17 protein-coding genes, 1 pseudogene and 1 riboswitch are annotated in these 22,008 nt (G+C 69.5%); of the genes and pseudogenes, 8 read left to right on the forward strand and 10 right to left on the reverse strand.

All coding sequences use genetic code 11. The annotated features are described in order from the left end of the window. The first annotated feature begins 114 nt into the window (after positions 1–114). On the forward strand, positions 115–717 hold the full coding sequence (locus NWFMUON74_RS22005) for a hypothetical protein (protein WP_187683722.1): 603 nt from the start codon (positions 115–117) through the stop codon (positions 715–717). A 12-nt stretch (positions 718–729) separates the two neighbouring features. Here the strand turns inward: NWFMUON74_RS22005 and NWFMUON74_RS22010 are convergent, their stop codons facing one another. After that, the gene (locus NWFMUON74_RS22010) at positions 730–1,149 is read right to left on the reverse strand and encodes a helix-turn-helix domain-containing protein (RefSeq protein ID WP_187683723.1); all 420 of its coding nucleotides are present in this window, start codon (positions 1,147–1,149) and stop codon (positions 730–732) included. Between the two features lie 441 nt (positions 1,150–1,590). On the opposite strand from NWFMUON74_RS22010, the gene NWFMUON74_RS22015 reads away from it, so the two are divergent. Further along, positions 1,591–1,926, forward strand: a complete 336-nt coding sequence (locus NWFMUON74_RS22015) for a histone-like nucleoid-structuring protein Lsr2 (protein WP_187683724.1) — start codon at positions 1,591–1,593, stop codon at positions 1,924–1,926. A 75-nt stretch (positions 1,927–2,001) separates the two neighbouring features. Here NWFMUON74_RS22015 and NWFMUON74_RS22020 read toward each other — a convergent pair whose 3' ends face one another. The 3 genes and pseudogenes from NWFMUON74_RS22020 to NWFMUON74_RS22030 all read right to left on the reverse strand — a co-directional run. After that, a complete protein-coding gene (locus NWFMUON74_RS22020) occupies positions 2,002–2,448 on the reverse strand; it encodes a 6,7-dimethyl-8-ribityllumazine synthase (protein WP_187683725.1) in 447 nt (148 codons plus the stop codon). A gap of 76 nt (positions 2,449–2,524) precedes the next feature. Next, a riboswitch (FMN riboswitch) is annotated at positions 2,525–2,684 on the reverse strand. Positions 2,685–2,738: 54 nt separating this feature from the next. Further along, the gene (locus NWFMUON74_RS22025) at positions 2,739–3,254 is read right to left on the reverse strand and encodes an OsmC family protein (RefSeq protein WP_187683726.1); all 516 of its coding nucleotides are present in this window, start codon (positions 3,252–3,254) and stop codon (positions 2,739–2,741) included. 117 nt (positions 3,255–3,371) lie between these two features. Beyond that, positions 3,372–4,076, reverse strand: a pseudogene (locus tag NWFMUON74_RS22030) (PP2C family protein-serine/threonine phosphatase); the annotation flags it as partial. 176 nt (positions 4,077–4,252) lie between these two features. Here NWFMUON74_RS22030 and NWFMUON74_RS22035 point away from each other — a divergent pair. Both NWFMUON74_RS22035 and NWFMUON74_RS22040 read left to right on the forward strand, forming a co-directional pair. Beyond that, positions 4,253–5,047, forward strand: a complete 795-nt coding sequence (locus tag NWFMUON74_RS22035; RefSeq protein ID WP_197986894.1) for an E3 ubiquitin ligase family protein — start codon at positions 4,253–4,255, stop codon at positions 5,045–5,047. Positions 5,048–5,162: 115 nt separating this feature from the next. Continuing rightward, positions 5,163–6,140 carry a phosphatase PAP2 family protein gene (locus NWFMUON74_RS22040; protein ID WP_187683728.1) on the forward strand — a complete coding sequence of 326 codons (978 nt, stop codon included), beginning with the start codon at positions 5,163–5,165 and terminating at the stop codon, positions 6,138–6,140. A 12-nt stretch (positions 6,141–6,152) separates the two neighbouring features. Here the strand turns inward: NWFMUON74_RS22040 and NWFMUON74_RS22045 are convergent, their stop codons facing one another. Further along, complete coding sequence (locus NWFMUON74_RS22045) at positions 6,153–6,575, reverse strand: organic hydroperoxide resistance protein (RefSeq protein WP_187683729.1); 423 nt, start codon at positions 6,573–6,575, stop codon at positions 6,153–6,155. Between the two features lies 1 nt (position 6,576). Next, the gene (locus tag NWFMUON74_RS22050; protein ID WP_187683730.1) at positions 6,577–7,026 is read right to left on the reverse strand and encodes a MarR family winged helix-turn-helix transcriptional regulator; all 450 of its coding nucleotides are present in this window, start codon (positions 7,024–7,026) and stop codon (positions 6,577–6,579) included. 121 nt (positions 7,027–7,147) lie between these two features. Between NWFMUON74_RS22050 and NWFMUON74_RS22055 the strand changes: the two genes are divergently transcribed. Next, positions 7,148–8,020 (forward strand): LLM class F420-dependent oxidoreductase, encoded by an 873-nt coding sequence (locus NWFMUON74_RS22055; protein ID WP_187683731.1) that lies wholly within the window; start codon positions 7,148–7,150, stop codon positions 8,018–8,020. A 27-nt stretch (positions 8,021–8,047) separates the two neighbouring features. Here the strand turns inward: NWFMUON74_RS22055 and NWFMUON74_RS22060 are convergent, their stop codons facing one another. Next, complete coding sequence (locus NWFMUON74_RS22060; protein ID WP_187683732.1) at positions 8,048–8,491, reverse strand: NUDIX hydrolase; 444 nt, start codon at positions 8,489–8,491, stop codon at positions 8,048–8,050. Positions 8,492–8,765: 274 nt separating this feature from the next. On the opposite strand from NWFMUON74_RS22060, the gene NWFMUON74_RS22065 reads away from it, so the two are divergent. After that, on the forward strand, positions 8,766–9,443 hold the full coding sequence (locus tag NWFMUON74_RS22065) for a hypothetical protein (RefSeq protein ID WP_187683733.1): 678 nt from the start codon (positions 8,766–8,768) through the stop codon (positions 9,441–9,443). Here the strand turns inward: NWFMUON74_RS22065 and NWFMUON74_RS22070 are convergent. Further along, complete coding sequence (locus tag NWFMUON74_RS22070) at positions 9,414–10,823, reverse strand: condensation domain-containing protein (protein WP_187683734.1); 1,410 nt, start codon at positions 10,821–10,823, stop codon at positions 9,414–9,416. The two genes, NWFMUON74_RS22065 and NWFMUON74_RS22070, sit on opposite strands and share 30 nt — an antisense overlap. A 118-nt stretch (positions 10,824–10,941) precedes the next feature. Next, positions 10,942–17,469 (reverse strand): type I polyketide synthase, encoded by a 6,528-nt coding sequence (locus NWFMUON74_RS22075; protein WP_187683735.1) that lies wholly within the window; start codon positions 17,467–17,469, stop codon positions 10,942–10,944. A gap of 266 nt (positions 17,470–17,735) precedes the next feature. On the opposite strand from NWFMUON74_RS22075, the gene NWFMUON74_RS22080 reads away from it, so the two are divergent. Together NWFMUON74_RS22080 and NWFMUON74_RS22085 are read left to right on the forward strand one after the other, a co-directional pair. After that, the gene (locus tag NWFMUON74_RS22080) at positions 17,736–19,949 is read left to right on the forward strand and encodes an MMPL family transporter (protein WP_187683736.1); all 2,214 of its coding nucleotides are present in this window, start codon (positions 17,736–17,738) and stop codon (positions 19,947–19,949) included. A 76-nt stretch (positions 19,950–20,025) separates the two neighbouring features. After that, on the forward strand, positions 20,026–20,859 hold the full coding sequence (locus NWFMUON74_RS22085; protein ID WP_187683737.1) for a hypothetical protein: 834 nt from the start codon (positions 20,026–20,028) through the stop codon (positions 20,857–20,859). Between the two features lie 40 nt (positions 20,860–20,899). Here the strand turns inward: NWFMUON74_RS22085 and NWFMUON74_RS22090 are convergent, their stop codons facing one another. Further along, positions 20,900–21,964 (reverse strand): cobalamin-independent methionine synthase II family protein, encoded by a 1,065-nt coding sequence (locus NWFMUON74_RS22090; protein WP_187683738.1) that lies wholly within the window; start codon positions 21,962–21,964, stop codon positions 20,900–20,902. Positions 21,965–22,008: the final 44 nt, after the last annotated feature.

The following is a 22,008-nucleotide window of genomic DNA, read 5'->3' on the forward strand; positions in this document are numbered from 1 at the left end:
CGCCGGGTGACATGCGACACGGAACAAACTCAGCGGTCCGAGCCGTTACTGTCACAGCATTGTTCAGCGCGGCCGCGGATCGGGACGGCGGGGACCAGTGAAGGACACGATCGCATGACGACAATCCGATACCCGGGCGCCGAATCCGTGGAGGAGATCACCTCCCGTTTCATGCTCTCGATGCCCGGCGGCATGATGCCGATGCTGTGCGGATTCCGTTACGACGGCGCCAGTATCGCCGCCGACTTCGTGCCCGCCCAGCTCACCGAGGACCACTCCGACCTCGACCCGCACCCGATCCATGCCAGCGCCGCGCAGTTGCGCCGCAACCTGGGCTCCGACATGTTCGGGTTCGGGCTGGTGTTCATCGTCTTCGCGGACCAACTGGACGGTCGCGACGAGAACCGGCACATCCCGGCCCAGATCCACACCGCCGCCGAACAATTGCCCGGCACCGACGACCTCATCGCCGCCGTCACCATCGATGCCACCGGCCGCCAGTGGTGGGCCGTGGTGCCCCGGCACCTGCAGGACCTGGAGCCGGTCCGGATCCACGTCCCCTCCGCGCCGCGCGAGGACTGGCGGATCCCCGACAACATCACCGCCTGGTTGTGGATGGCGGCCCTGGCGCTGGATCAGTCGAACCGGCCGCGCCTGCGCCAGTTGCTCGCCGAGCCGGAGGGCAATTCCGGCGGAGCGGCCTCGTTCATCCTCTGACGAAACGATCGGTCAGCGGTCGGCCGGGTCGGTGTGGAATTCCGAAAGACCCTCACTCGCACGGAGTTTGTCGGCCATGACGGCGAGGAGATTCTGGGATTCCTCGGAGAGGTCGAACGCGCGACTGGAGAGCCTGCGCAAGTTGTATCCGCGTAGTTGCGAGAGCAGTTCCAGATCGTGGTCCACGCGCGCGGCGTAGACGTCGTCGGTGAAATACTGCGGTTCCACTTTGAAGAACTTCGCCAGCGCCGCAATCGTCTCGGCGGAGGGATTCGTGCGTTGCCCGGACCGCAGCTGCGAGAGGTACGGCTTGGAAACGGGTTGTCCCGCCGCGGCGAGATTCGCCGCGACCTCGGCATTGCTGAGCGGCGGGCGTCCGGGGGGATGAACAGTGGCGAACAACTTGTTCAACCGGTCCGCAAAACTCGCCATGATCCCCGCAAACTCCTAAGCTCATTTTCGCAATGCCATCGCCGCCCGCGCGGCCGTTCTGCCCGACCACTCGCGCGCGCGTCCGTAGCAGTGGAAACTACGCTCTCGGCGAAGATCCCGCTACCGAACTGTGGTAGCGCACAAGTATTCCGGCCACGGCCGCCGGTCCGGATCGGTCCCGGCCACCCCGAGCACGGATCGCAAGCCCGTGCGGCAACCGGGATCACAGCGCGGAACCGACCGGCACCGGGCCGCCGGGCCGCCGTCCGATTCGACCGCTTCGGCCACGACCGGCCACGTCACGGCGGCGCGGTCGACACTTCGAATGACACGCCGCGAATCGTTGTTACGTCCCACAAATGGGAACGGATTCGTAATTATCTTCGCGGCGAGCTAGCGTTACGGCACATACATTCTTGCGAGCATTGGAGGGGTTACCGTATGGCAAAGAAGGTCATCGTCGAGCTCGTGGACGACTACGACGGCAAATCCAAAGCCGAGGAGACCGTGCGCTTCGGCATCGACGGTGTGGAGTACGAAATCGATCTGTCCGTTCGCAATGCGGGCAAGCTCCGCAAGGTGTTCGAAGAGTGGATCGAACCGGCCCGCAAGGTGGGCCGAATTCCCAAGGGCAAGAACAAGATCGCCGCTCGGCCGCGTAACGACAGCGGTCAGACGGCGGCCATCCGCGACTGGGCTCGCAAGAACGGTTACAACGTGTCCAGCCGCGGCCGCGTCCAGGCCGACATCATCGAGGCGTACAACAAGGCCAGCTGACAGTCACCGTCGCGCTGCCGGGCCGAATCGGCTCGGCAGCGCGACGAGGCCGGAAACGAAGTCCGGCAGCAACCTTCAGGCCGCGGCGGCGTCCAGGCTCAGGGTCGACGCGATGGCGTTGGCCAGTTCTGCGCCCTTGATCTCGAAGTGGCGGGCGAAATAGGCGACGTGTTCGGCGTGCTCGTGGAAATGGTGCGGGGTGAGCACCGCCGAGAACACCGGCACGTCGGTGTCGAGTTGTATTCGCATGAGCGCGTCCACCACGGTCGCGGCCACGAAGTCGTGCCGGTAGATGCCGCCGTCGACCACCAGCGCGCACCCCGCCACGGCGGCGTATCGGCCACCGGCGGCCAAACGCTTGGCGCGCAACGGGATCTCGAATGCGCCGGGCACCTCGATCACCTCGACGTCGGCGAATCCGCGCTCGGCCAGACCGGCGCGACAGGCCGCCACGGCCCGGTCGACGATGTCGGCGTGCCAGCGGGCGGCGACGAGGGCGATGCGGTGGGAAGTGGGTGACATGGTTCCTCCTGTTCGCGATGTCACCCAGGGCATGGCAACGCGAACAGGCAACACCCGCGGGCGGGCGCTGGCGAGGCCGCGTTCTCTTTCATCCGGACTGTGACCGTCGGCTCCGGGATCGCACCGGAATCTGCTCGACCCACGGCCGTGGCCGTGGCGCTCGCGGGCTCGTGCAGCCGGACCGTCCGGATGCCATCACCGCCGGTGGGGAATTCCGCCCCGCCCTGAGAACGTTACGCGCGGACACTAACAAGCCGGTCGAAGTCCGCGCAACAACGCCGGACCGGCGGCTACGACGTCACCAGCGTGGTCTGCACGGGGGTCCGGCCGGTGGTGAGATCCAGCACGGGGCAGTGGGCGTCGACGGCGCGCTGCAATTCCTCGTACCGTTGCGCGGACTCGGGTCCGCTGACCCGCACCGTCACCCGGATCGACCGAAAGCCCGGCCGCACACTGTCGTCCAACCCGAAGAAACCGCGGACGTCGAGGTCGCCCTCGGCGTCGACGGCCAGGTCGTCCACGGCGATCCCGAGCTGCTGGGCCCAGAACCGGTAGGTCACCACCTGGCAGGCGATCAGCGCCGCCAGGTATACCTCGACCGGATTGGGCGCGGTGTCGGCGCCTCCGAGCGCCGGTGGCTCGTCCACGCGCACGGTGTGCCCGCCGAGCCGGATCGTGCTGCCCACCGCGCCCTCGGGTGTCCCGGCGGCGCGGAACACCACGAGCGCCTGCGTCGGATCGGCGGCCACCGCGGTCGCGGTGGCCTCGACGATGTCGTTGAGCGGCGTCCCCGTGTCGGCTGTCATAGCGGTGATGCTAGGAGCCCGTTCGTCCGCGGACGATGGTTGTGCTCGCCGTGAGCTCAACGACGGAAACCGTTGCGGCAGCGCGCCGTCCGGTCGCTACGGCGCGGGCGGGCTTTCGATGTCGGCGACCACGACGGTGACGTTGTCGGAGCCGCCCGCGGCGAGCGCGAGACCGATCAACCGGTCCGCGCACTCGTCCACACCGGCGTACTCGCGCAGGGTCTCGGCCAGGGTCGGGTCCTCGACGAGGTCGGTCAGGCCGTCGGAGCACAGCAGGTAGCGGTCGCCGATCGGCGCCTCGTGGAAGGTCAGGGTCGGGGCGATGTCGGCGCCGGTCGCCGCCTGCAGGATCACCGATCGACGCGGGTGCGAGGCCGCCTCGGCGCTCGTCAGGTGGCCGGCGTCGACCAGCGACTGCACGAAGGTGTCGTCGCGGGTCATCCGGGCCAACTCGCCGCCACGTAGTCGGTAGCCGCGCGAATCACCCAGGTGCACCAGGCCGAAGCCGTTGTCGCCGAACAGCATCGCCGTGACCGTCGTGCCCATGCCCTCCAGGTCCGGCGTCGTGGCGGCACGTTCGCCGATCGAGGCGTTGCCGGCGTGGACGGCCGCGTCCAGCGCCGCCACCGGATCGGCGTGCGCCTGCGCGTCCAGCGGCGCCAGGGCCGCGACCATCAAGGCCGAGGCGACCTCCCCACCGGCATGGCCGCCCATGCCGTCGGCCAGCGCCAGCAGCCGCGCCCCGGCATACACCGAATCCTCGTTACCGGTCCGGACCAGACCACGGTCGCTGCGCGCCGCAGCACGCACCACGAAACTCACCACCCGACCACAATGTCAGAACAACCGTCGGTCCGCCGCAGCGACGCCACCGTTTCGCCCGTCCGATTCGATCCCGGCCGTCCGGAACGGACGGTCGGATTGCCTATACTGCGGTGGGCACGCAACGATTCCCGCTGCGCCGGCAGGCGGCTCGGGGGCCTGGAGGACGAGTCTCGATGTGGTGGTTCATCGCTACGGCCGGCCTGCTCGCCGCGGCCGGGGCGGGGATGTTCCAGTTGCATCGCACCCGGGCGCGGCTGGTGGCGATGACCGTGGCGGAGCGGCTGTCGATCCCGGAATTGGAACAGTTCCGCGAGGTGTCCGACGAGTTGGGGGCGCGCGGCGGTTTCCGGCGGATCAGCGAGGTCACGGGCGTGGCACATCCGCATCCGGACGGGCCGCTGCAGGCCGAACTGTCACGCGCCGAGTGCGTCTGGTACCGCTACCGGGTCGAACGGCACTACGAGGAATTCCGGTATCGCGACGGGAAACGAGAACGCAAGCGCCGCACGGAGAAGGTCGCCGAGCACACCTCGTGGCAGGGTTTCGCGGTGATCGACGACGAGGGCCGCACCCTCGGCGTGGACCCGGGCGGCACCGACCCCGATCACGCCGTCAAGACCGTGGATCGCTTCGAACCGTATCGCGAGAACAGTTCCGGCGATCTGCTCGGCGGGATTCTGGATCGGGTGCTCGGCGGGGGCGACGGCACGATCGGCTACAAATACACCGAATGGATCATCCCGGTCGGGCAGCGACTCTACATTCTCGGCGAGGTGCACGACAGGAGCGGCCCGCTGATGATCGGGAAACCCGGCGCGAGCGGACATTTCGTCATCTCCACCCGCACCGCGCAGCAGTTGCGGGACGAGGCGGCCACCTACCACGCCCGGTGGCGGCTGGTCGTCCTGGCGGGGGCGCTGCTGGGCCTCATTACTCTGGTCGCGGGCGTAGTCGACATCGTGATGTGACCGCACCCGGGCCATCGCCTTCGAAAACGGCACGTACGACACTCGACGACTTCCACTTGCGGCGCACCGCGGGGATGCTTCCGGATGAGATGAACGCAAGTGGAACACTGGCTGAATGGTCGAGTCGCCCACGCAGTCTCACGCTCGGGTGGAGGAGAGCCGCCGGGCCCACCCCGTGCTGCGCAACGTGGTCCGGTACGGGTACCTGGCGGGCCTGGTCGCCGCCGTCCTCACCGGACTGATTCCCGGCAGCCGCCTCACCGAGGCCGCGTGGATCCTCACCGGCATCGCGGCGTTCCGGATCGATCGGCCCTGGCGCGAGCACCTGCGCATGCTCGTCGATTGGCTGCCGCTGATCGGCGCGCTGCTGGTGTACGATTACACCCGCGACATCGCCGACAAGCTCGGAATGCCGCTGCGGATGGACGAACTCGTCGCCGTCGACCGGTGGTTGTTCCACGGCACCGTCCCCACCGTCTGGCTGCAGGAGCATCTCGCAGGCGACGGGCCGCCCTGGTGGACGCCGATCGTGGGCATCGTCTACACCACCCACTTCATCGTCCCGTGGCTGGTGGCGGGGATCTTCTACCTCTACTCGCGGCCGCTGTGGACCCGGTACATGCGCCGGATCCTGCTGCTGTCCTACCTCTCCCTGATCACCTACATCCTGGTGCCCGCCGCGCCGCCGTGGTTCGCCTCGCGCGAGGGCGCGATCGCCGAGCAGGTGCGGCGCATCTCCGGCTTCGGGCTCGGCGTGGTGTCGCCCGACATCAGCGCGCAATGGCTGGAGTCGCACGGCAATTACGTCGCCGCGCTGCCGTCTCTGCACGCGGGATTCGCGCTGCTGGTGACCGTGACCCTGTGGCCGCTGGCGCGCCGGTGGTGGCTGCGCGTGCCGCTGGCCGCGTTCCCGGCGGCGATGGCCTTCACTTTGGTCTACGGCGGGGAGCACTACGTCTTCGACATCCTGCTCGGCTTCGCCTACGTCGCGGTGACCATCGTGCTCGCGCGGCTGTGGGAGCGCCGCCGTCCCGTCGCGGCCGCGCCGAAATCGGTGCGGCCGGAACCGGCCGGGGTCGGCAGCGCGCGCTGATGGAGCAGGTGCTCAGTCCTCGGCGACCAGCACGGTCACGTCGATATTGCCGCGGGTGGCGTTGGAGTACGGGCAGACCTGATGCGCCCGGTCGGCGAGTTGCCGCGCCTCGTCGCGTGGCAGGTGCGGGAGGGTCACCTCGAGCGTGACCTCCAATTGGAAGCCCCCGGCGTCGTCGGGGCCGATGCCGACCTTCGCGCCGACGGCGGAGTCGTCGATGTTCGCCCCGGCCTGCTTGCCGACCAGCCGCAGCGCGGAGTGGAAGCACGCGGCGTAACCGGCCGCGAACAACTGCTCGGGATTGGTGCCCTCGCCGTCGCCGCCCATCGATGTCGGGGCCGACAGGTTCACGTCGATCTTGCCGTCGGTGCTGCGCGCGTGCCCGTTGCGCCCGTCGCCGGTGGCCAGCGCCTCCGCGGTGTACAGCGTCTTCATCTCAGGTCTCCTTCGGGTGGGTGTGTTCGGTCAGAGCGTGTGTCAGCCGGCGCAGCGTGTCGCGCAGCGCCTCGATCTCCTCGATCGGCATCCCGATCGCCTCGGCCATCTCCGCGGGGATGCCGCAGGCCTGTTCGCGCAGTTCGCGCCCGCGGTCGGAGAGCCGGATCTCGACCCGGCGCTCATCGGCCACCGAGCGGGTGCGCTCCACCAGACCGCTCGCCTGCAACCGTTTGAGCAGCGGCGACAGCGTGCCGGAGTCCAGGTTGAGTTCCGCGCACAACTCCCCCACGCTGCGGCCGTCGCGCTCCCACAGCACCAGCATCACCAGGTATTGCGGGTAGGTCAGGCCCAGCGCCTCGAGCTTCGGGCGGTATACCGCAGTCATCGCTCGCGAGGCGGCGTAGAGCGGGAAGCACACCTGCCGATCGAGCGCCAGCGGATTGGTCATGTCCAATACTCTAGCTCGCAATCAAGTTGTGCACAACTAAAATCTCGAGGCTTGACCTGGAGTTCTCTCCAGGTCGTAGCGTGCTCCTCGACAGTTGTCGGAACAACACCGGGAGAGCCCGATGGAACTCGGTTTCCACGTACCGATCTTCGATATCGACGGCGGCACCACGGCCATCGCCGGCGAACTGGCCAGAGTGGGCGCGGCGGCGGAAGCCTCCGGCGCGACCTGGCTGTCGTTCATGGACCACTACTTCCAGATCGAGCCGACGGGCCTGCCGGCGGAGTCGAACATGCTGGAGGGTTACACCACGCTCGGCTACCTGGCCGCGCACACCTCGACCGTCGAGCTCGGGCTGCTGGTGACGGGTGTGACCTACCGGCATCCGGGACTGCTGGCCAAGATCGTGACCACCCTCGACGTGCTGTCGGGCGGCCGGGCCGTGCTGGGCATCGGGGCCGCGTGGTTCGATCGCGAGCACCACGGACTCGGCGTGCCGTTCCCGGCGATCGCGGAGCGATTCGAGCGGCTCGAGGAGACGCTGCGGATCTGCGCGCAGATGTGGGACCCGGCCGACAACGGCCCGTTCGACGGCAAGTACTACCAGCTGGCCGAAACCCTCTGCGCGCCACAGCCGATCAACCGTCCCAAGGTGCTGATCGGAGGCGGCGGCGAGCGCAAGACGCTGCGGCTGGTCGCACGGTACGGCGACGCCTGCAATTTGTTCGCCACCGACCCGGCCGACGTGCGGCACAAGCTCGACGTCCTGCGGCGCCATTGCGACGAGGCGGGCCGCGACTACGCCACCATCCGCAAGACCGTCGTCGCCAACAACCCGCGGCCTACCCTCGACACCCGCGACGAATTCGTCCGGGCCATGGCCGATTACGCGACGCTCGGGATCGACGCCGTGATCGTGACGCCGACCACCGGCTCGCCCGCCGCCTGGATCGACGGCATGGCACCGGCCGTCGCGCAGCTCGCCGAATTGTGACCCGGCGCGTCGGCACGTGGACCCGGATCAGGGGCCGACCAGATCCCCGTAGGTGTCGAGGATCTTGCGGATCGAAGACGTGACGTGCAGGTCGCCGTCCAGCGGCGCCCACAGATAGCCGGCGTGGGCGCCGAGCACGATCGGCTCGGTGGCCGCCACGTCCACCACGAAGTGCAGCCGCCGCACCGGCTTGCCGGCCGGTGACAGATAGTCGAAATCGCCGACGTGCGCACCGATGTGCGTGACCGTCAGCCCCGTCTCCTCGCGCACGCCGCGGATGACCGCGCCCGTCACGGACTCCCCCGGCTCCACGGTGGCGCCCGGCAACTTGCGGGTGGGCCGGATGGGGCCCGTGCTGTGCGGTTCCAGCAGCAACACTTCCCCGTGGCGCGCGATGATAGCGCCGACCCGTAGCCCTACACCATCCCGTTCGCCGCGCGGAAGCACCTCGTCGAACATCGAAACCGACATCGGCGAATTCACCAACCTTCGATCAGGCCGAACGCCGCTTTCACGCAGCGGCGACTCATCGATATTACCGTGACGTGACCGCCGGATGACGCAGAGCACCGGATTCGGGCCGGTCGGGGCGGTCGGACGGGTGCGGTGGATCACACTCGGCGCCCGGCGGGGCGGCCGGATTCGGTTGTCGGCCGCAACCATCCGGCCATCGGATGTTTGTGAACGATCCAGGGAATGTCTGTTTCGTCACTGCCGCCCGCGCACCGCGCGATTCAATCCGCATGTGTACACCGCGTTCCGAGACCCCGGGATACCCGACGGCGAGAAGTCCGTCTACAGCGTGGGCTTCGCGGATCGGCCGGAGCGGTTCGAGCTGACCAGCGTGGTGTCGTCGGAGCCCGATCGCTACCACTCGACCGTCGACGCCCGCGTCGGCGCCGATCTGACGATGACCGTCGAACAGCGGTTCCAGCGGATCGACGGGCGGCTGCGGGCGGAGAGCTACCGCGCCGAGACGCGCTCCGGCGAGACCGTGGTCTCGCGGGAGGAGGCCACCTTCGTCGACACCGCCCATCTGCAATTCGACGGTGTCGCACCCTTTCCGGCCAATGTGATGCCGCTCGTCGGCGGCCTCACCCTGCTGCGCGGGCTGGACTTCACCGAGGGCGCCACCGAATCGGTGGACCTGTGGCTGGCGTTCTCGATGCACTGGCCGTTGACCACGCGGGTGGGCAAGCAGACCACCCTGGACGTGCCGGCGGGCCGGTCGACCTGCCGCCCGGTGCGGCTGCGGGCGGGGTTCGCGCACGTGAACACCTTGCTGGACAAGGTGATCGGCGGCATCGTGCCGCCGTCGATGGCCTACTTCGACGTGGCGCCGCCGCACCGGCTGGTGCGGCTGGCCTTCCCGACCGAGCCGATGACCTCGAAGCTACGCGGGTTGGTGGAGCTCGTCGCGTAGCATCCCGACGAATACCGATTTCATCGCCTCGACATACCTTCGCACCGAGTCGTGGGCCACCGGGGTATCCGGGTAGATGACGCTGAGCGTGGTCTCCTCCGGGAAGCGGTTGATCCAGATCAGCACCTCCTCCGACGCGGCGCGGTTGGCGTAGATGCCGCCGGTCACCTCGCCGAAGAACTCGTGACCGACGAAGTCGCGGGCGTCGACGTAGGAGATCATCGGCGTCGACCAGCCGGGCCGGGCCTTGATCTCGGAGTCCGCGGGAAGCAGCTCCACGACGCGGTGAAACGACGTGGGAGCCAACCGGATACCGTTCTCGTAGGCGCGCTGCGCGACGGTCAGCGCACGGGTGTACGGCATGGTGGCGCCGACCGGGAACGCCACCGGCACCAGGGTCACGTACCAGCCCACCGAGGCGCGTTCGGCCGCGGAGGTGCGGGTGCTGACCGGCGTCATGCCGAAGTAGTAGTCGCTGCCGACGAGTTCGCGTTCGGCCAGTGCCGCGGCGGCGAAGGCGCCGCCCACGAATTCGGCGTCGTTGGCGCGGCAGATCTGCTCGAAGCGGTCGCTCTCCGCCTTGGTCAGCAACTGCACGCTGCGATGCGCGCTGCGGTTGTAGATGTCGGTGCGCTTGCCGAGATCCAAAGGGAAGGAAGGCAATTCGCCGTCGTTGCCGCGCAGCAGCTCCATCCACTTGCGCACGCCGGGCGAGGACAGCGTCAACCGCTCGGTGTAGGACCGCTCCGTGGCGCAGTAATCGAGATAGCTTGCCGCCGGGGCCAGCTCGTCGGAGCCCTCCCACACCTCGGCCGCGTAGAGCTGAGCGAGGTCGAAGCACGAGATGTACTGCCCCAGCCCGTCGGTGTGCAGGTGGTCGGCGGCCAGATAGACGGTGGTGGTCTCGCCGTGCGAGATCGCGCCGAAGGTGAAGCAATCCCATTGGAACGGGCCGGGAGTCGTCTTCTGGACGTGCTCGCGGATGGCGGCCGGATCGTCGATGCGGCCGTAGTCGACGGGGACGAAGTTCACCACGTCGGCGGGCACCAGGTGGCGGCGCACGGTGCCGGGCGGCTCGATGTCGAACCAGGTGCGAAACGTGTCGTGCCGCAACAGGAAAGCGTTGATGACCCGTGTCATCGCCGCCAGATCCAGGTCCGCCGCGGGGATCTCGGCGGTCACCAGGCACAGGCCGGAGAACCGGAAATCCGCCGCGGCGTGCCGATCGGCCAGGAGTAGATACTGTTCCTGCTGGTGCGACGGAGGAACCGGGTGCACCGGCGCCTGCTTGGCCCGGTCCACCGCGTCCGGTGCGGCCACCCAGCTGACCAGTCGACCGGGGGCGGGCTCCCATTCGTCGATCAGCCCGAAATTGACCACGGCGAAACCTCTATTTCTCGATACTGCGGGCGGTGTTGCTCGTTCGGCGGTCTCCCCTCCGGGCGACGGTGCCACGGGCCGTGGCACCGTCGCCCGGAGGGGTTGGCGTGGCCGGTCGTCAGCCGACCGTCGCGGCGACGGGGGCGTCGGGGGCCGTGGCGCCGTTGCCGTTGGACCCACTGCCGTTGGCCCCATTGCCGTTCGATCCATTGCCGTTCGATCCATTGCCGTTCGACCCGTCGGCGCCGGAACCGTTCGCCGGGGCACCGTCGGCCGCCGCGGCGATACCCGACACATCCGGCACCGCCTGCGCCTGGCCGGGGTCGTGCGCGAGGATCAGCTCGGCGACCTTCGGCCCGGCCTGCTCCAGGCTGAACGACCGGCCCATCTGCAACGACATCAGATCGATGCCGAGGGTCTTGGTGACCCGGGCACCCAGCTCCACCGCCATCAGCGAGTCCAGGCCCAATTCCGGCACCGGCACCGTCATGTCGATCGAGTCCACCGGCACGCCCATGACGACCGCCAGTTCCTCGGCCATCTTGCGCGCCACGAACGGGCCACGCTTGCTCTCTTCCATCGCGGCCAGCTCGGCGTGCAGCTGGGCCAGTTCGGAGGTGTCCTTGGCGGAGGCCTGTGCCAGCGCGATGGTCCGGCCGGTCCGAGTCAGCTGCGGGAACGTACCGGTGAGCTTGCCCCAATCGGTCGGGATGATCGCCGCGCGGGTCGCCCCGAGCCGGAGCGTCTGCTCCATGTACGCGGTGGCGTCGGACATGTCGATCGGGCCGAATCCGACCAGGTCGAGGTACTTCACGGCGGTCTCGTCGGCGGCCATACCGCCTGTGGCGCCGGACAGGTGGCCCCAGCCGATGCACAGCGCCCGCTCCCCGGCCCGGGCCCACTGCTCGGCCAGCTGCTCCACCGCGACATTGGCCGCGCAGTAGCTGAACTGGCCGTAGATGCCGTACATGGAGCCGCCGGAGGAGCAGAGCACGAACATGTCCAGCTCGATGCCCGCCGCCTTGATCGCGTCGTGAACGACCGTGGCGCCGTGCACCTTCGGCAGATACACCTTGGCCAGCTGCTCGCGTTCCAGCTTGCTGATGCGGCTGTCGGCCACCGCGCCGGCGGCGTGGAACACCCCGCGCAGCGGATGCTCGTCGCTGTGCACCCGGGCCACCATCGCCGCGACCGCCTCGGCATCGGTCACGTCCACCCGTTCCTCGACGACCTCGACGCCGACGGTGCGCCAGGCCTCGAGCTGGCGCCGCGACTCCTCGGTGGTGGCGCCGCTGCGGCCCAGCAGCACCAGCCGGCGCGCACCCCGCAGGGTCAGCCAGCGGCCGGTCGCCAGGCCGAAGCCGCCGAAGCCACCGGTGACGAGATAGGTTGCGTCGCAGTGTATTTCGACGTCCGGCAGGTACGGCCGCACGGGCGGTTCCGGCGAGTCGATCCGCAGCGCGATCCGGGTCAGGCCGGTGGAGCGGATGGTCTCCTCGAATGCCTTGCCCACCTCCTCGGTCTCGAACATCCGGTACGGCAGCGGCTGGTAGGTGCCGTCGGTGACCTTCTCGTAGACCCGCTCCAGCAGGTTCGCCAGCCGTTGCGGGCGCACCGCGACCAGGCGGTCCAGGTCCATCGAGAAGTAGGCCACGTTCTTGTCGAAGTTGGCCAGCTCCAGCAGTCCGCCGGTGTAGATGTCGGCCTTGCCGACCTCCACGATGCGCCCGAATTCCGCGACGGCGTTGAAGTTCTGCCGCAGGATCTCGCCGGGTGCGCTGCTGAGCACCACCTCGACACCCGCGCCGTCGGTCAGTTCGAGCACGTCGTCGACGAAGTTGAGCGAGCGCGAGTTCAGCGCGTAGTCCGCGCCCAGCGACAGCACGTGGGCGCGCCGCTCGTCGGTGCTCGCGGTGCCGATGATGCGCGCCCCGCGGGCCTTGGCGACCTGGATGGCCGCCGTGCCGACGCCACCGGCGGCACCGTGGATCAGCACCGTCTCGCCGGGCTCGAGGCGGGCCAGGTCCAGCAGCCCGTACTCGGCGGTGCCGAAGGCGATGGTGCTGGTGCAGTAGCCGGGATCGGAATCGGGCGGCAGCACGACCACCAGTTCCTTCGGGATGAGCGCGAAGCGGCGCATCATGCCCTTGGCGGCCACCGCCACCAGATCACCCGGCGCGACGTGGTCGACCTCCGCGCCGACCCGCACGACAGTGCCGACGCCCTCCATACCGGGCACGGTGCCGAAGTAGGTCGGCGCCAGCTCGCGTTCGCCGAGCAAGCCGATGACCTTCAGCGGATCCTTGTAGTTCAGCCCGATGACCTGCATCCGGACCTCGATCTCGCCGGGGCCGGGCGCCGGGCGCGGGCATTCGCGCCAGGCCAGCGCCGACAGCAGCCGGGTGCGCGGCAACTCCAGGGTGAAGTTGGCCTCCGGGTCGGTCAGCGGGGCGTCGGTATCGAGTTCCTCCATCCGCTGCGGCAGCGGCTTGGTCACCACCGGGGCCCAGCGCACGCCGTCGCGCAGCAGCACCTCGTCGGTGTTGTCGTGCGAGAACGCGCCCGGCACAGCCAGTTCCGTGACCAGGTCGGCGATCGAGGTCTCGGCGTCGATGTCGATCAGGCGCCACCGCAGCGGGGTCTGCTCGTTGAGCAGCACCCGGCGCGCACCGGCCAGCGCGGACTGCGCCGGGTCGGGCGCGACCGCGCTGTCGGGCAGCGTGAAGGCCCGCTCGGTGACCAGGGTGACGTGCACGGCGCCGTCACCGAAGACGCTCTGCGGCGATTCGCCCTCCACGGGCGGGTTGGCGAATTCGTCCACGGCGACCGCGATGCGCTTGAAGGTCCACAGCGTGCTCAGATCGGCCAGATCCGCCGGCTCCTGCGTGCCCGCGGCGACGACGCACACGTGCACCCGCTGCGTATCGTCGGCCTTGGCGGCCGTCAGATTCGCCACCAGCCCGGTCTCCAACTCCGGATCGGCCGAATCCACCACGTACAGCCGCGATCCCGGGATCGCCGCCGCGAGTTCACCTGCGCGCCCGCTGTTTCCGAGCGCCACCACGACGGTGCTCGCCGTTCCCGCCTCGCGCAGCGCCGCGGGGTCGATCGGGTCGCGCTGCTCCATGGTGTCGGCGTAGTAGAACTCGGCCATCCGGTGCAGCGGGGTGTCACCCGGTTTCAGCGCGCCGATCTGGAGTCCGGTCAGGCGCATCACCAGGTTCTGCTCGTCGTCGAGCAGGTCGACGTCGGCGCGCAGCCGGGCGTGCGTGCTGCGCCGCGCGACCACGGTGATCCGTTCGGGCAGTTCGGCGAGCAATCGCACGGCCGCCACCCCGACGGGCACCATCACGCCCTCGTCGATGCGCTCGTCGGCGAACAGCAACGCCGCGCTCTGCATCGCCGCGTCGACCACCGCCGGATGGGCGAGGTGCCCGGAGTCGGCGGCGATCGTGCCGTCCACGGTCGCCAGCACCGTGTCCTTGCCGACCCGCACGGAGGTCACCCGGCGGAAGGTCGGGCCGTACTGCAGGCCCGCCGCGGCCAGACCGGAGTAGAACATCTCCGGGTCGACATCGATCCCGACATCGATGGTCGGCACCGCGGCCTTGATCGGCTCGTGGCTGCCGGTCAGCGCCCGCCCCGTGGCGTGCACGGTCCACGCCGTGCCGGTCGCGCTGCGCGAGCGGATCATGAACCGGCTGCTGGCCTCCTCGAGCGTGATCGACATCAGCGGCACGTCGGGCGCACCCATGATCAGCGGTGCGACGAACCGGACCTGTTCCACCGCAACGCGTTTCGCGCCGATCTGGGTCGCCGCGGCACTCAGCGCGGCGTCCAGGTAGCCCGCGCCCGGCATGATGCGCACCCCGTTGACGACGTGATCGTCCAGCCAGGGCAGCAATTCGGAACCGACCTGCAGCAGCCAGTTCTGGCGGCCTTCGACATCCGGGTCGCCGAGCATGGCGTACGTGCCCGGCGAGCCCAGCCGCGCCTGCTCGAACAGCGGCAGCGGGGCGTGCAGCCGGGTCCGCTGCCACGGGTAGCGCGGCACCGGCACGTGCGGGGTGGCCGGGCGCTCCGGCGGGAACAGGAAGTCGCGGTCGAGCACACCCGCGGCGTGCAGGCCGATGAGGGTGCGGCGCAGGCTGGCCGAATCGGGCTGGTCGCGCTCGAGCGTCGGCACCGTGGTGCCGGTGACGTCGGCGTTCAACAGCGCCTCGCGCACATTACCCGACAACACCGGGTGCGGGCCGACCTCCAGGAACACGCGGCTGCCCGCACCGAGCAGCTCGGTGATCGCCGCGGCGAACCGCACCGGCTGACGCACGTTCGCGCACCAGTAGTCGCCGTCCCAGTCGCCCTCGGTGACCTTCCCGCCGGTGACCGTGGAGTACAGCGGCACGGTCGGGATGCGCGGGGACAGCCCGGCCAGCGCCGAGCGCAGTTCGTCGAGGATCGGATCCATCAACCGGCTGTGATAGGGCACCTCCACCTTCAGGCGGCGCGCGAAAACGCCGTCCTGGGTGAGCTTTTCGGCGATCTCGTCGAGCCGCTCCTCGTCACCGGAGAGGGTGACGCCGCTGGCGCTGTTGATCGCCGCGATGTCCACGCGCGGATCGCCGTCGACGAGCTCGCGCGCCTGCTCGGGCGACAACCCGACCGCGAGCATGCCGCCGGTTCCGGCGGTGGCCGCCTGCAGCCGGGCCCGATGGTAGGCGACCAGCACGGCGTCGGACAGCGACAGCATCCCGCTCACATACGCCGCCGACACCTCGCCGACGCTGTGGCCCACGATGGCGGCGGGCCTGATACCGTACCGCTCCAGCTCGCGGACCAGGCCCACCTGTACCAGGAAGTTGGCCGGCTGCGCGACCGCGGTGGTCGTCACCCGCGACTCCTCCTCCGGCCGCAGCAGCTCCTCGATGATCGACCAGCCCGACAGCGCCTGGAACTCGCGGTCTATCTCCTTCGCGGTCTCGGCGAAAACGCCTCCGGCGGTGAGCAATTCGCGGCCCATGTCCCACCGCTGCGGTCCCATGCCGGAGAAGACGAACACCGGTTCGGCGGCGCGGGACACGATGGTGCGCGACGCGTCGCGGCCCTCGCCGTTCGCGTACTGGCGCAGGTCGTGCACCAGGTCGTCGGTGTCCCCGACGAGCACACCGGTGCGGAAGTGGTGGTGCGCCATCCGCGTCCAGGCCGCCTCGGCGAGGTGCTCGGGGTCGGCGCCGGCGCTGATCAGGTCGGCGAAGCGGCCCGCCAGGGCGCGCGCGGCGCCGGTGCTGCGGCCCGAGATGGGCAGGATGCCGTAGTGACGGCGCGGCGCGGGGGCCGGCGCGGGGGCGGGTTGCGCGCGGTACTCCTGCAGGATGGCGTGCGCGTTGGTGCCGCCGTATCCGAAACCGTTGACCGCCACGGTCATTTCCGGCGCGTCGGCGGCCAGCGGCTGGGCCTCGGTCTGGATGTGCAGGCCCAGTTCGTCGAAGGGGATGTCCGGGTTGGGCTTGTCCAGCCAGCCCTGCGGCGGCAGGGTGCGGTGGTGGATCGCCAGCGCGGCCTTGATCACGCTGGCGACACCCGCGGCGGCCTCGGTGTGCCCGATCGTCGCCTTCACCGAGCCGACACCGACGGTGCCGCTGCGTCCGGCCGGCGCGCCGAAGACCCGGCCCAGCGCGCGCAGCTCCACCGGATCACCCACCAGGGTGCCGGTGCCGTGCGCCTCGAGGTAGGTGATCGACTCCGGCGCCAGTCCGGACCGGTCGCACACCGTCTGGGCGAGCGCGGCCTGGGAATCGACGTTCGGCACGGTGATCGCGGTGGTGCGCCCGTCCTGGTTGGAGCCGGTGCCCTTGACCACCGCGTAGATGCGGTCGCCGTCGCGCACCGCGGCGTCGAGCTTCTTCAGGACCACCATGCCCGCGCCCTCACCGCGGCCGTAGCCGTCGGCGGCGGCGTCGAAGGACTTGCAGCGGCCGTCCGCGGCCAGGAAGCTGCCCTTGCACATCAGCACGAACGTCTCCGGCTGCAGCATCACGTTCACGCCGCCCGCCAGGGCCACGTCGCAGTCGCCGTTCTCGAGGCCCTGGCAGGCCAGGTGGAACGACACCAGCGAGGACGAGCACGCCGTGTCGACGGTGATCGCGGGGCCCACCAGGTTGAGCGCGTAGGCGATCCGGTTCGACAGCATGGTGTAGGACGCGCTCGCCGGCGTGTGCATATCGGTGTGGAACAGCGCGGGGCCGACCACGCCGATGACCGACTGGTCCACCACGAAGCCACCGACGTAGACGCCCACCGAACCACCGGCCGCGCGGCCCGCGATACCGGCGTCGTCGAGGGCCTCCCAGGTCACCTCGAGCATCAATCGCTGCTGGGGGTCGAGCACCGTCGCCTCGCGGGGCGAGATGCCGAAGAAATCGGGGTCGAACTCCCACGGGTCGACAGTCATGAACGCGCCGCGCTTGGTGTACGCGCGGCCCGGTGTACGGGGCTCCGGATCGTAATAGCGCCGGTAGTCCCACCGGTCCGCGGGAATGTCGACGACGCCGTCACGCTTCTCGACGACGAAGTCCCAGAAGGTGCCGGGCGAGTCGATCCCGCCCGCGAACCGACAGCCGATACCCACAATTGCTATATCCGACAACGCACATCCTCCCGGATTCGGGGTGTTTGTGATCGCCGCTTCTCTTGGCGATACGCTGTATAGGTCGCAACAGCCGACCTGATCGGCCCCAGCATGTACGACGCCCGCCGGGCTCGGCGCGCCTCCCGCGGGATCTCTGTAGAACTCGACGAAACCGCTTGTCCGCTACTGTGATCTGACCTAACGGAAGATCGCGATCGTCCGCGCGTCACCGTCCCGGCCCTATGGTTTGTCCCTGGAACCGCACGAGGAGGTAGGGAGCCGGATTGTTCGCCGAGTTCGCGCACTGGGCAGAGATCGTGGTACGGCGGCGCTTCACGGTGATCGTGGTGACCGGGCTCGGCCTGCTCGCCCTCGGCGGCTACGGGCTCGGGCTCGGCGACCATCTCAGCTCCAGCGGCTGGGACGATCCGACCTCGGAGTCGGCACGGGCCGCGCGGGTGAAAGACCAGGTCTTCGGCCATGACCACAGCGCCGACGTGATCCTGCTGTACCACGCTCCCGAGGGCGGCACCATCGACGATCCGGCGTTCGCGCGCACGGTCGTGGAGAGCCTCAACAGCCTGCCGCAGCGCCATCCCGCCGAGATCGCCAAGATCAACGGGGCGTACTGGCCCACCGACACCGGGATGACGCTGCCGGACCTGTTCGGCTCGGCGGACCGCAAGCACGCGTTCGCCTCCGTCGCCATCAGCGGCGGCAGCGACACCGAGACGATGCGCAACTTCCGGAAAGTGAAGGGCTCCTTCGACATTCCGGGCATCCGGATGGAAGTAGCGGGCGGGCAGGCGGTCGCGGGCGCGCTCAACGACACCATGACCCACGACCAGCACCGGATGGAACTGTTCGCCATCCCGGCCGTGGCGGTGCTGCTGTTCTTCGTGTTCGGCGGCGTGGTGGCGGCGGCGCTGCCGCTGATCGTGGGCGGGCTGACGGTGGGCGCGGCGTGGGGGATCATCCGACTGCTCACCACCGTGACCGAAGTGAATTCCTTTGTGTCACCGGTGGTCTCGATGATCGGACTCGGCCTGGCCATCGACTACGGACTGTTCATCGTGAGCCGGTTCCGCGAGGAACTCGCCGCCGGGCGCGATGTCGCGGACGCGGTCCGGCGCAGCGTGTCGACCGCCGGGCGCACCGTGATCTTCTCCGCGACCATCGTCATCTGCGCCGCGGCCGGAATCCTGTTGTTCCCGCAGGGATTTCTGCGTTCGTTCGCCTACGGTTCGATGGTCACCGTGGCGCTGGCGGCGCTCACCGCCGTCACCGTACTGCCCGCGCTGCTCGCCGTGCTGGGCCGCCGCGTGGACTGGCTGGGCTTCGACCGGTTCCGCCGGGTGCGGCCCCCCGATGCGGTGCGCGACGGCAACATCTGGGGCCGGATCGCCGGGCGGGTGATGAAAAGGCCGCTGGCCGTGGCTGTTCCGGTGTGCGCGGCGCTGCTGCTGCTCATCGCTCCGGTCGCGAACGTGACGTTCGGAACCATCAGCGAACGGTTCCTGCCACCGGATCACCCGACCCGACTGGCGCAGCAGCACTTCGACGAGATCTTCCCGCTGCGCCAGATCGACCCGGTCGACCTGGTGCTGATCACCTACGACCCCCGCACCACCGATTCGGTTCTGGCACAGGCGAATCGGGCTCCCGGACTGGCCGCGCCGTTCCCCGCGCTGCTGCAACGACCGGCGCAGTCCAGCGTCTTCACCACCAACACCGTGCTCGCCGCCGACGCCGACGCCGACGCGACCATCGACTATCTGCGGTCGATGCCGCTGCCGAGCGGCACCGTGCTCATGGTCGGCGGCCAACCGGCCGTGGAGAAGGACAGCGTCGACGCGCTGCTCGCGCGCATGCCGCTGATGGTGGCACTGGTCTTCCTGGCCACCACGGTGCTGATGGTGCTCACCTTCGGCTCGCTGGTGCTGCCGCTGAAGGCGGGCCTGCTGAACCTGCTCGGCCTCGGGTCCACGCTCGGCATCCTGACCTGGATCTTCGTCGAAGGGCACGGCGCCGGGCTGCTGGGTTTCACGCCACAGCCGATCATGTCGCTGGTGCTGGTGCTGATCATCTCGGTCATCTACGGGCTGTCCACCGACTACGAGATCTTCCTGCTGGCCCGTATCGTCGAGGCACGCGCGGCGGGCGCGCCCACCACCGCGGCGATCCGCACGGGTGTCGCGAGCACCGGCCGCATCATCACCGCCGCGGCCCTGATCCTGCTCGTGGTGACCGGCGCCTTCGCCCTGTCCGACCTGGTGATGATGCAGTACATCGCGGTCGGCATGGTGACGGCCCTGTTCATCGACGCCGCCATCCTGCGCGTCCTCCTCGTCCCCGCCACCATGAAACTACTCGGCGAGACCAGCTGGTGGTCCCCTTCCTGGTTGCGACGCAAGCAGACCCACCCCACACCCCCCGATCCCCTCCCCGAGGATCCCGCCCCCACCCGCCCCGCAAAGGACCACGCCCACTCGATCTGACCCCGCCACCAACCGAGCCCGCAGACAGCCGACACGTGCGCGGGACGGGGTCGGCGCGGCGGTACAGTAGGCCGCAATGGATCTCGATCAGGCCACCGGGTTTGCGGATGCGCAGGTTGCGGTTGCTCATTCGCGGCCGGAGGATCGGTTGCGGCTGGCGGCGGGGTTCTATCCGGATGGGGTGCCGGGGTATCAGCGGGCCGAGCTGACCTTTCTGCGTTGGGAGTTGGGGCGCGGGGTGCTGCATCCGGTGTCGGGCAGCCCGTGGTGGCGGGCGATCAACGATCGGCTGCTGCGGGACAAGCTGGCCGCTCGGCTGCTGTGGGACGCGGGCGCCGAGGCGACGGTGCCGGAGGTGCGGGGCTGGCTCGAATTCCTCACCGCGCCCTCTCCCGCCACCTGGTACCGGGCGCACAACCGCAGCGTGGTCACCGGCTACCTGGACAGCGAGGCGCTCGCCGCGGCCGAGCTACCGGCCGAACGCTTCATGATGAACGTGACGCTGGTGCGGGTGCTGTTCACCCAGGCCCTCGCCGAGCGACCCGAGCTGGCAGTGGGCCGGCTCGGGCGCGCGGCCCGGCATCTCGCCGATCCGCGCGGCGCCGCCGTGCGCATGTTCCTGGACCTGCGCAACGTGTTCCCCGAGCGTTATCCCTTGCACGGCATGACGATCCGGGACATCCTCGCGCTGGAGGGCCGCGCGGCCCGCACCATCGATTACGGGGTGATCCTGCCGAAACTGCCCGAACTGTACCGTTTCGCCGCCGAACAGCTCGACGAACCGCGCCTACCCGCCCTCGCCCACGACGGCGTCTTCCGATACGGCGACCCCGGCGTCGCCCGCGAGGATCTGCGGCCGGACCGGCTCAGCCGCTACGCCGCGACCCTCACCACGCCCCGCGCCCGGTAGGACCCGCGCACGCCGCCGCACCGCGCCTCGCTACCCCCGATCAGACGCCCAACTGTTCGGCCGCCAGCGCGGTCCCCTCCAGGCGGGCCCGGATCTTCGCGAACGCGGTCTCGCGGGAGGTGGAGATATCGTCGGCGAACGGCGCGAAACCGCAGTCGTCGCAGGTGCCCAGCCGCTCCACCGGCAGGTAGCGCGCGGCGCTCAGCACGCGATCGCGGACCTGCTCCGCGGTCTCCACCTCCGGATCGATCGGGTCGGTGACGCCCACGAAGACGGTGGCGTCGGCGGGCAGGTGCTCGGCGATGACGGCCAGCACCTTGTCCGGGTCCGGCTCGCTGGCCAGTTGCACATAGAACGCTCCGGCCCGCAGCTGCAACAGTTTCGGCAGCAGCGCCGAGTAGTCGACATCGAGACTGTGGGTGGAGTCCTGGTCACCGCCGGGGCAGGTGTGCACGCCGATGCGAGCCCGCTCGTCGGCGGAGAAGCGTTGCAGCACAGTGTTGTTCAACTCGATGAAGCTGTCCAGCACGCCGCCGCTGGGATCCAGCTTCAGCGACAGCCGGCCCTCGGTGAAATCCAGCTGCACCCGGTGCGCGCCCGCGTCGAGACAGCCGCGGATATCCCGCTCGGCCTCGTCGGCCAGGTCGGACAGAAACGCCTCGCGCGGATAGCCCTCGATGCCGTCGGCGGGATACAGCAGGCTCAACGCCGACGGCGCGATCACCGCCTGCTTCACCGGCACCGGCGAAAGTTCTTGCGCGGCACGCAGATAACGCTCCGCGTAGATTTGATAGCGGAACGGCCCCGCGGTGAGCCGGGGCAGCTGCCGCTGATGCCCGTCGGCGAACGGGATCACCGCGCCGTCGGGCGCCAGGCCGGGCAGGCCCGTGATCGGATAGGTGGCGAAGCTGGGTTTGGCCTGCTCGCCGTCGGTCACCACGCGGGAGCCGAGGGCGACCAGGCTGTCGATGGTCTCGGCGACGGCACGCCGCTGCCGTTCGGCAAGGGCCGCGGCGTCCAGGTCGCCGGACTGGTACGCCGCCAACGCGTCGAGCAGGTCGGCGGGACGGGGGATACTGCCGATGGATTCGCTCGGAATGGTCACGCCGCGAGTGTAGAGCGCGCAGCGCCGGCCGATGCCCGGAATCG

It is taken from the genome of Nocardia wallacei, assembly GCF_014466955.1.
Taxonomy (GTDB): Bacteria; Actinomycetota; Actinomycetes; order Mycobacteriales; family Mycobacteriaceae; genus Nocardia; species Nocardia wallacei.

Bases quoted from the DNA above. Each gene is read 5' to 3' on its own strand.
- NWFMUON74_RS22040 (WP_187683728.1), top strand. From the start codon at position 5,163: ATGGTCGAGTCGCCCACGCAGTCTCACGCTCGGGTGGAGGAGAGCCGC.
- NWFMUON74_RS22015 (WP_187683724.1), top strand. From the start codon at position 1,591: ATGGCAAAGAAGGTCATCGTCGAGCTCGTGGACGACTACGACGGCAAA.
- NWFMUON74_RS22085 (WP_187683737.1), top strand. From the start codon at position 20,026: ATGGATCTCGATCAGGCCACCGGGTTTGCGGATGCGCAGGTTGCGGTT.
- NWFMUON74_RS22005 (WP_187683722.1), top strand. From the start codon at position 115: ATGACGACAATCCGATACCCGGGCGCCGAATCCGTGGAGGAGATCACC.
- NWFMUON74_RS22020 (WP_187683725.1), bottom strand. From the start codon at position 2,448: ATGTCACCCACTTCCCACCGCATCGCCCTCGTCGCCGCCCGCTGGCAC.
- NWFMUON74_RS22010 (WP_187683723.1), bottom strand. From the start codon at position 1,149: ATGGCGAGTTTTGCGGACCGGTTGAACAAGTTGTTCGCCACTGTTCAT.
- NWFMUON74_RS22055 (WP_187683731.1), top strand. From the start codon at position 7,148: ATGGAACTCGGTTTCCACGTACCGATCTTCGATATCGACGGCGGCACC.
- NWFMUON74_RS22060 (WP_187683732.1), bottom strand. From the start codon at position 8,491: ATGTCGGTTTCGATGTTCGACGAGGTGCTTCCGCGCGGCGAACGGGAT.
- NWFMUON74_RS22045 (WP_187683729.1), bottom strand. From the start codon at position 6,575: ATGAAGACGCTGTACACCGCGGAGGCGCTGGCCACCGGCGACGGGCGC.
- NWFMUON74_RS22050 (WP_187683730.1), bottom strand. From the start codon at position 7,026: ATGACCAATCCGCTGGCGCTCGATCGGCAGGTGTGCTTCCCGCTCTAC.
- NWFMUON74_RS22025 (WP_187683726.1), bottom strand. From the start codon at position 3,254: ATGACAGCCGACACGGGGACGCCGCTCAACGACATCGTCGAGGCCACC.
- NWFMUON74_RS22035 (WP_197986894.1), top strand. From the start codon at position 4,253: ATGTGGTGGTTCATCGCTACGGCCGGCCTGCTCGCCGCGGCCGGGGCG.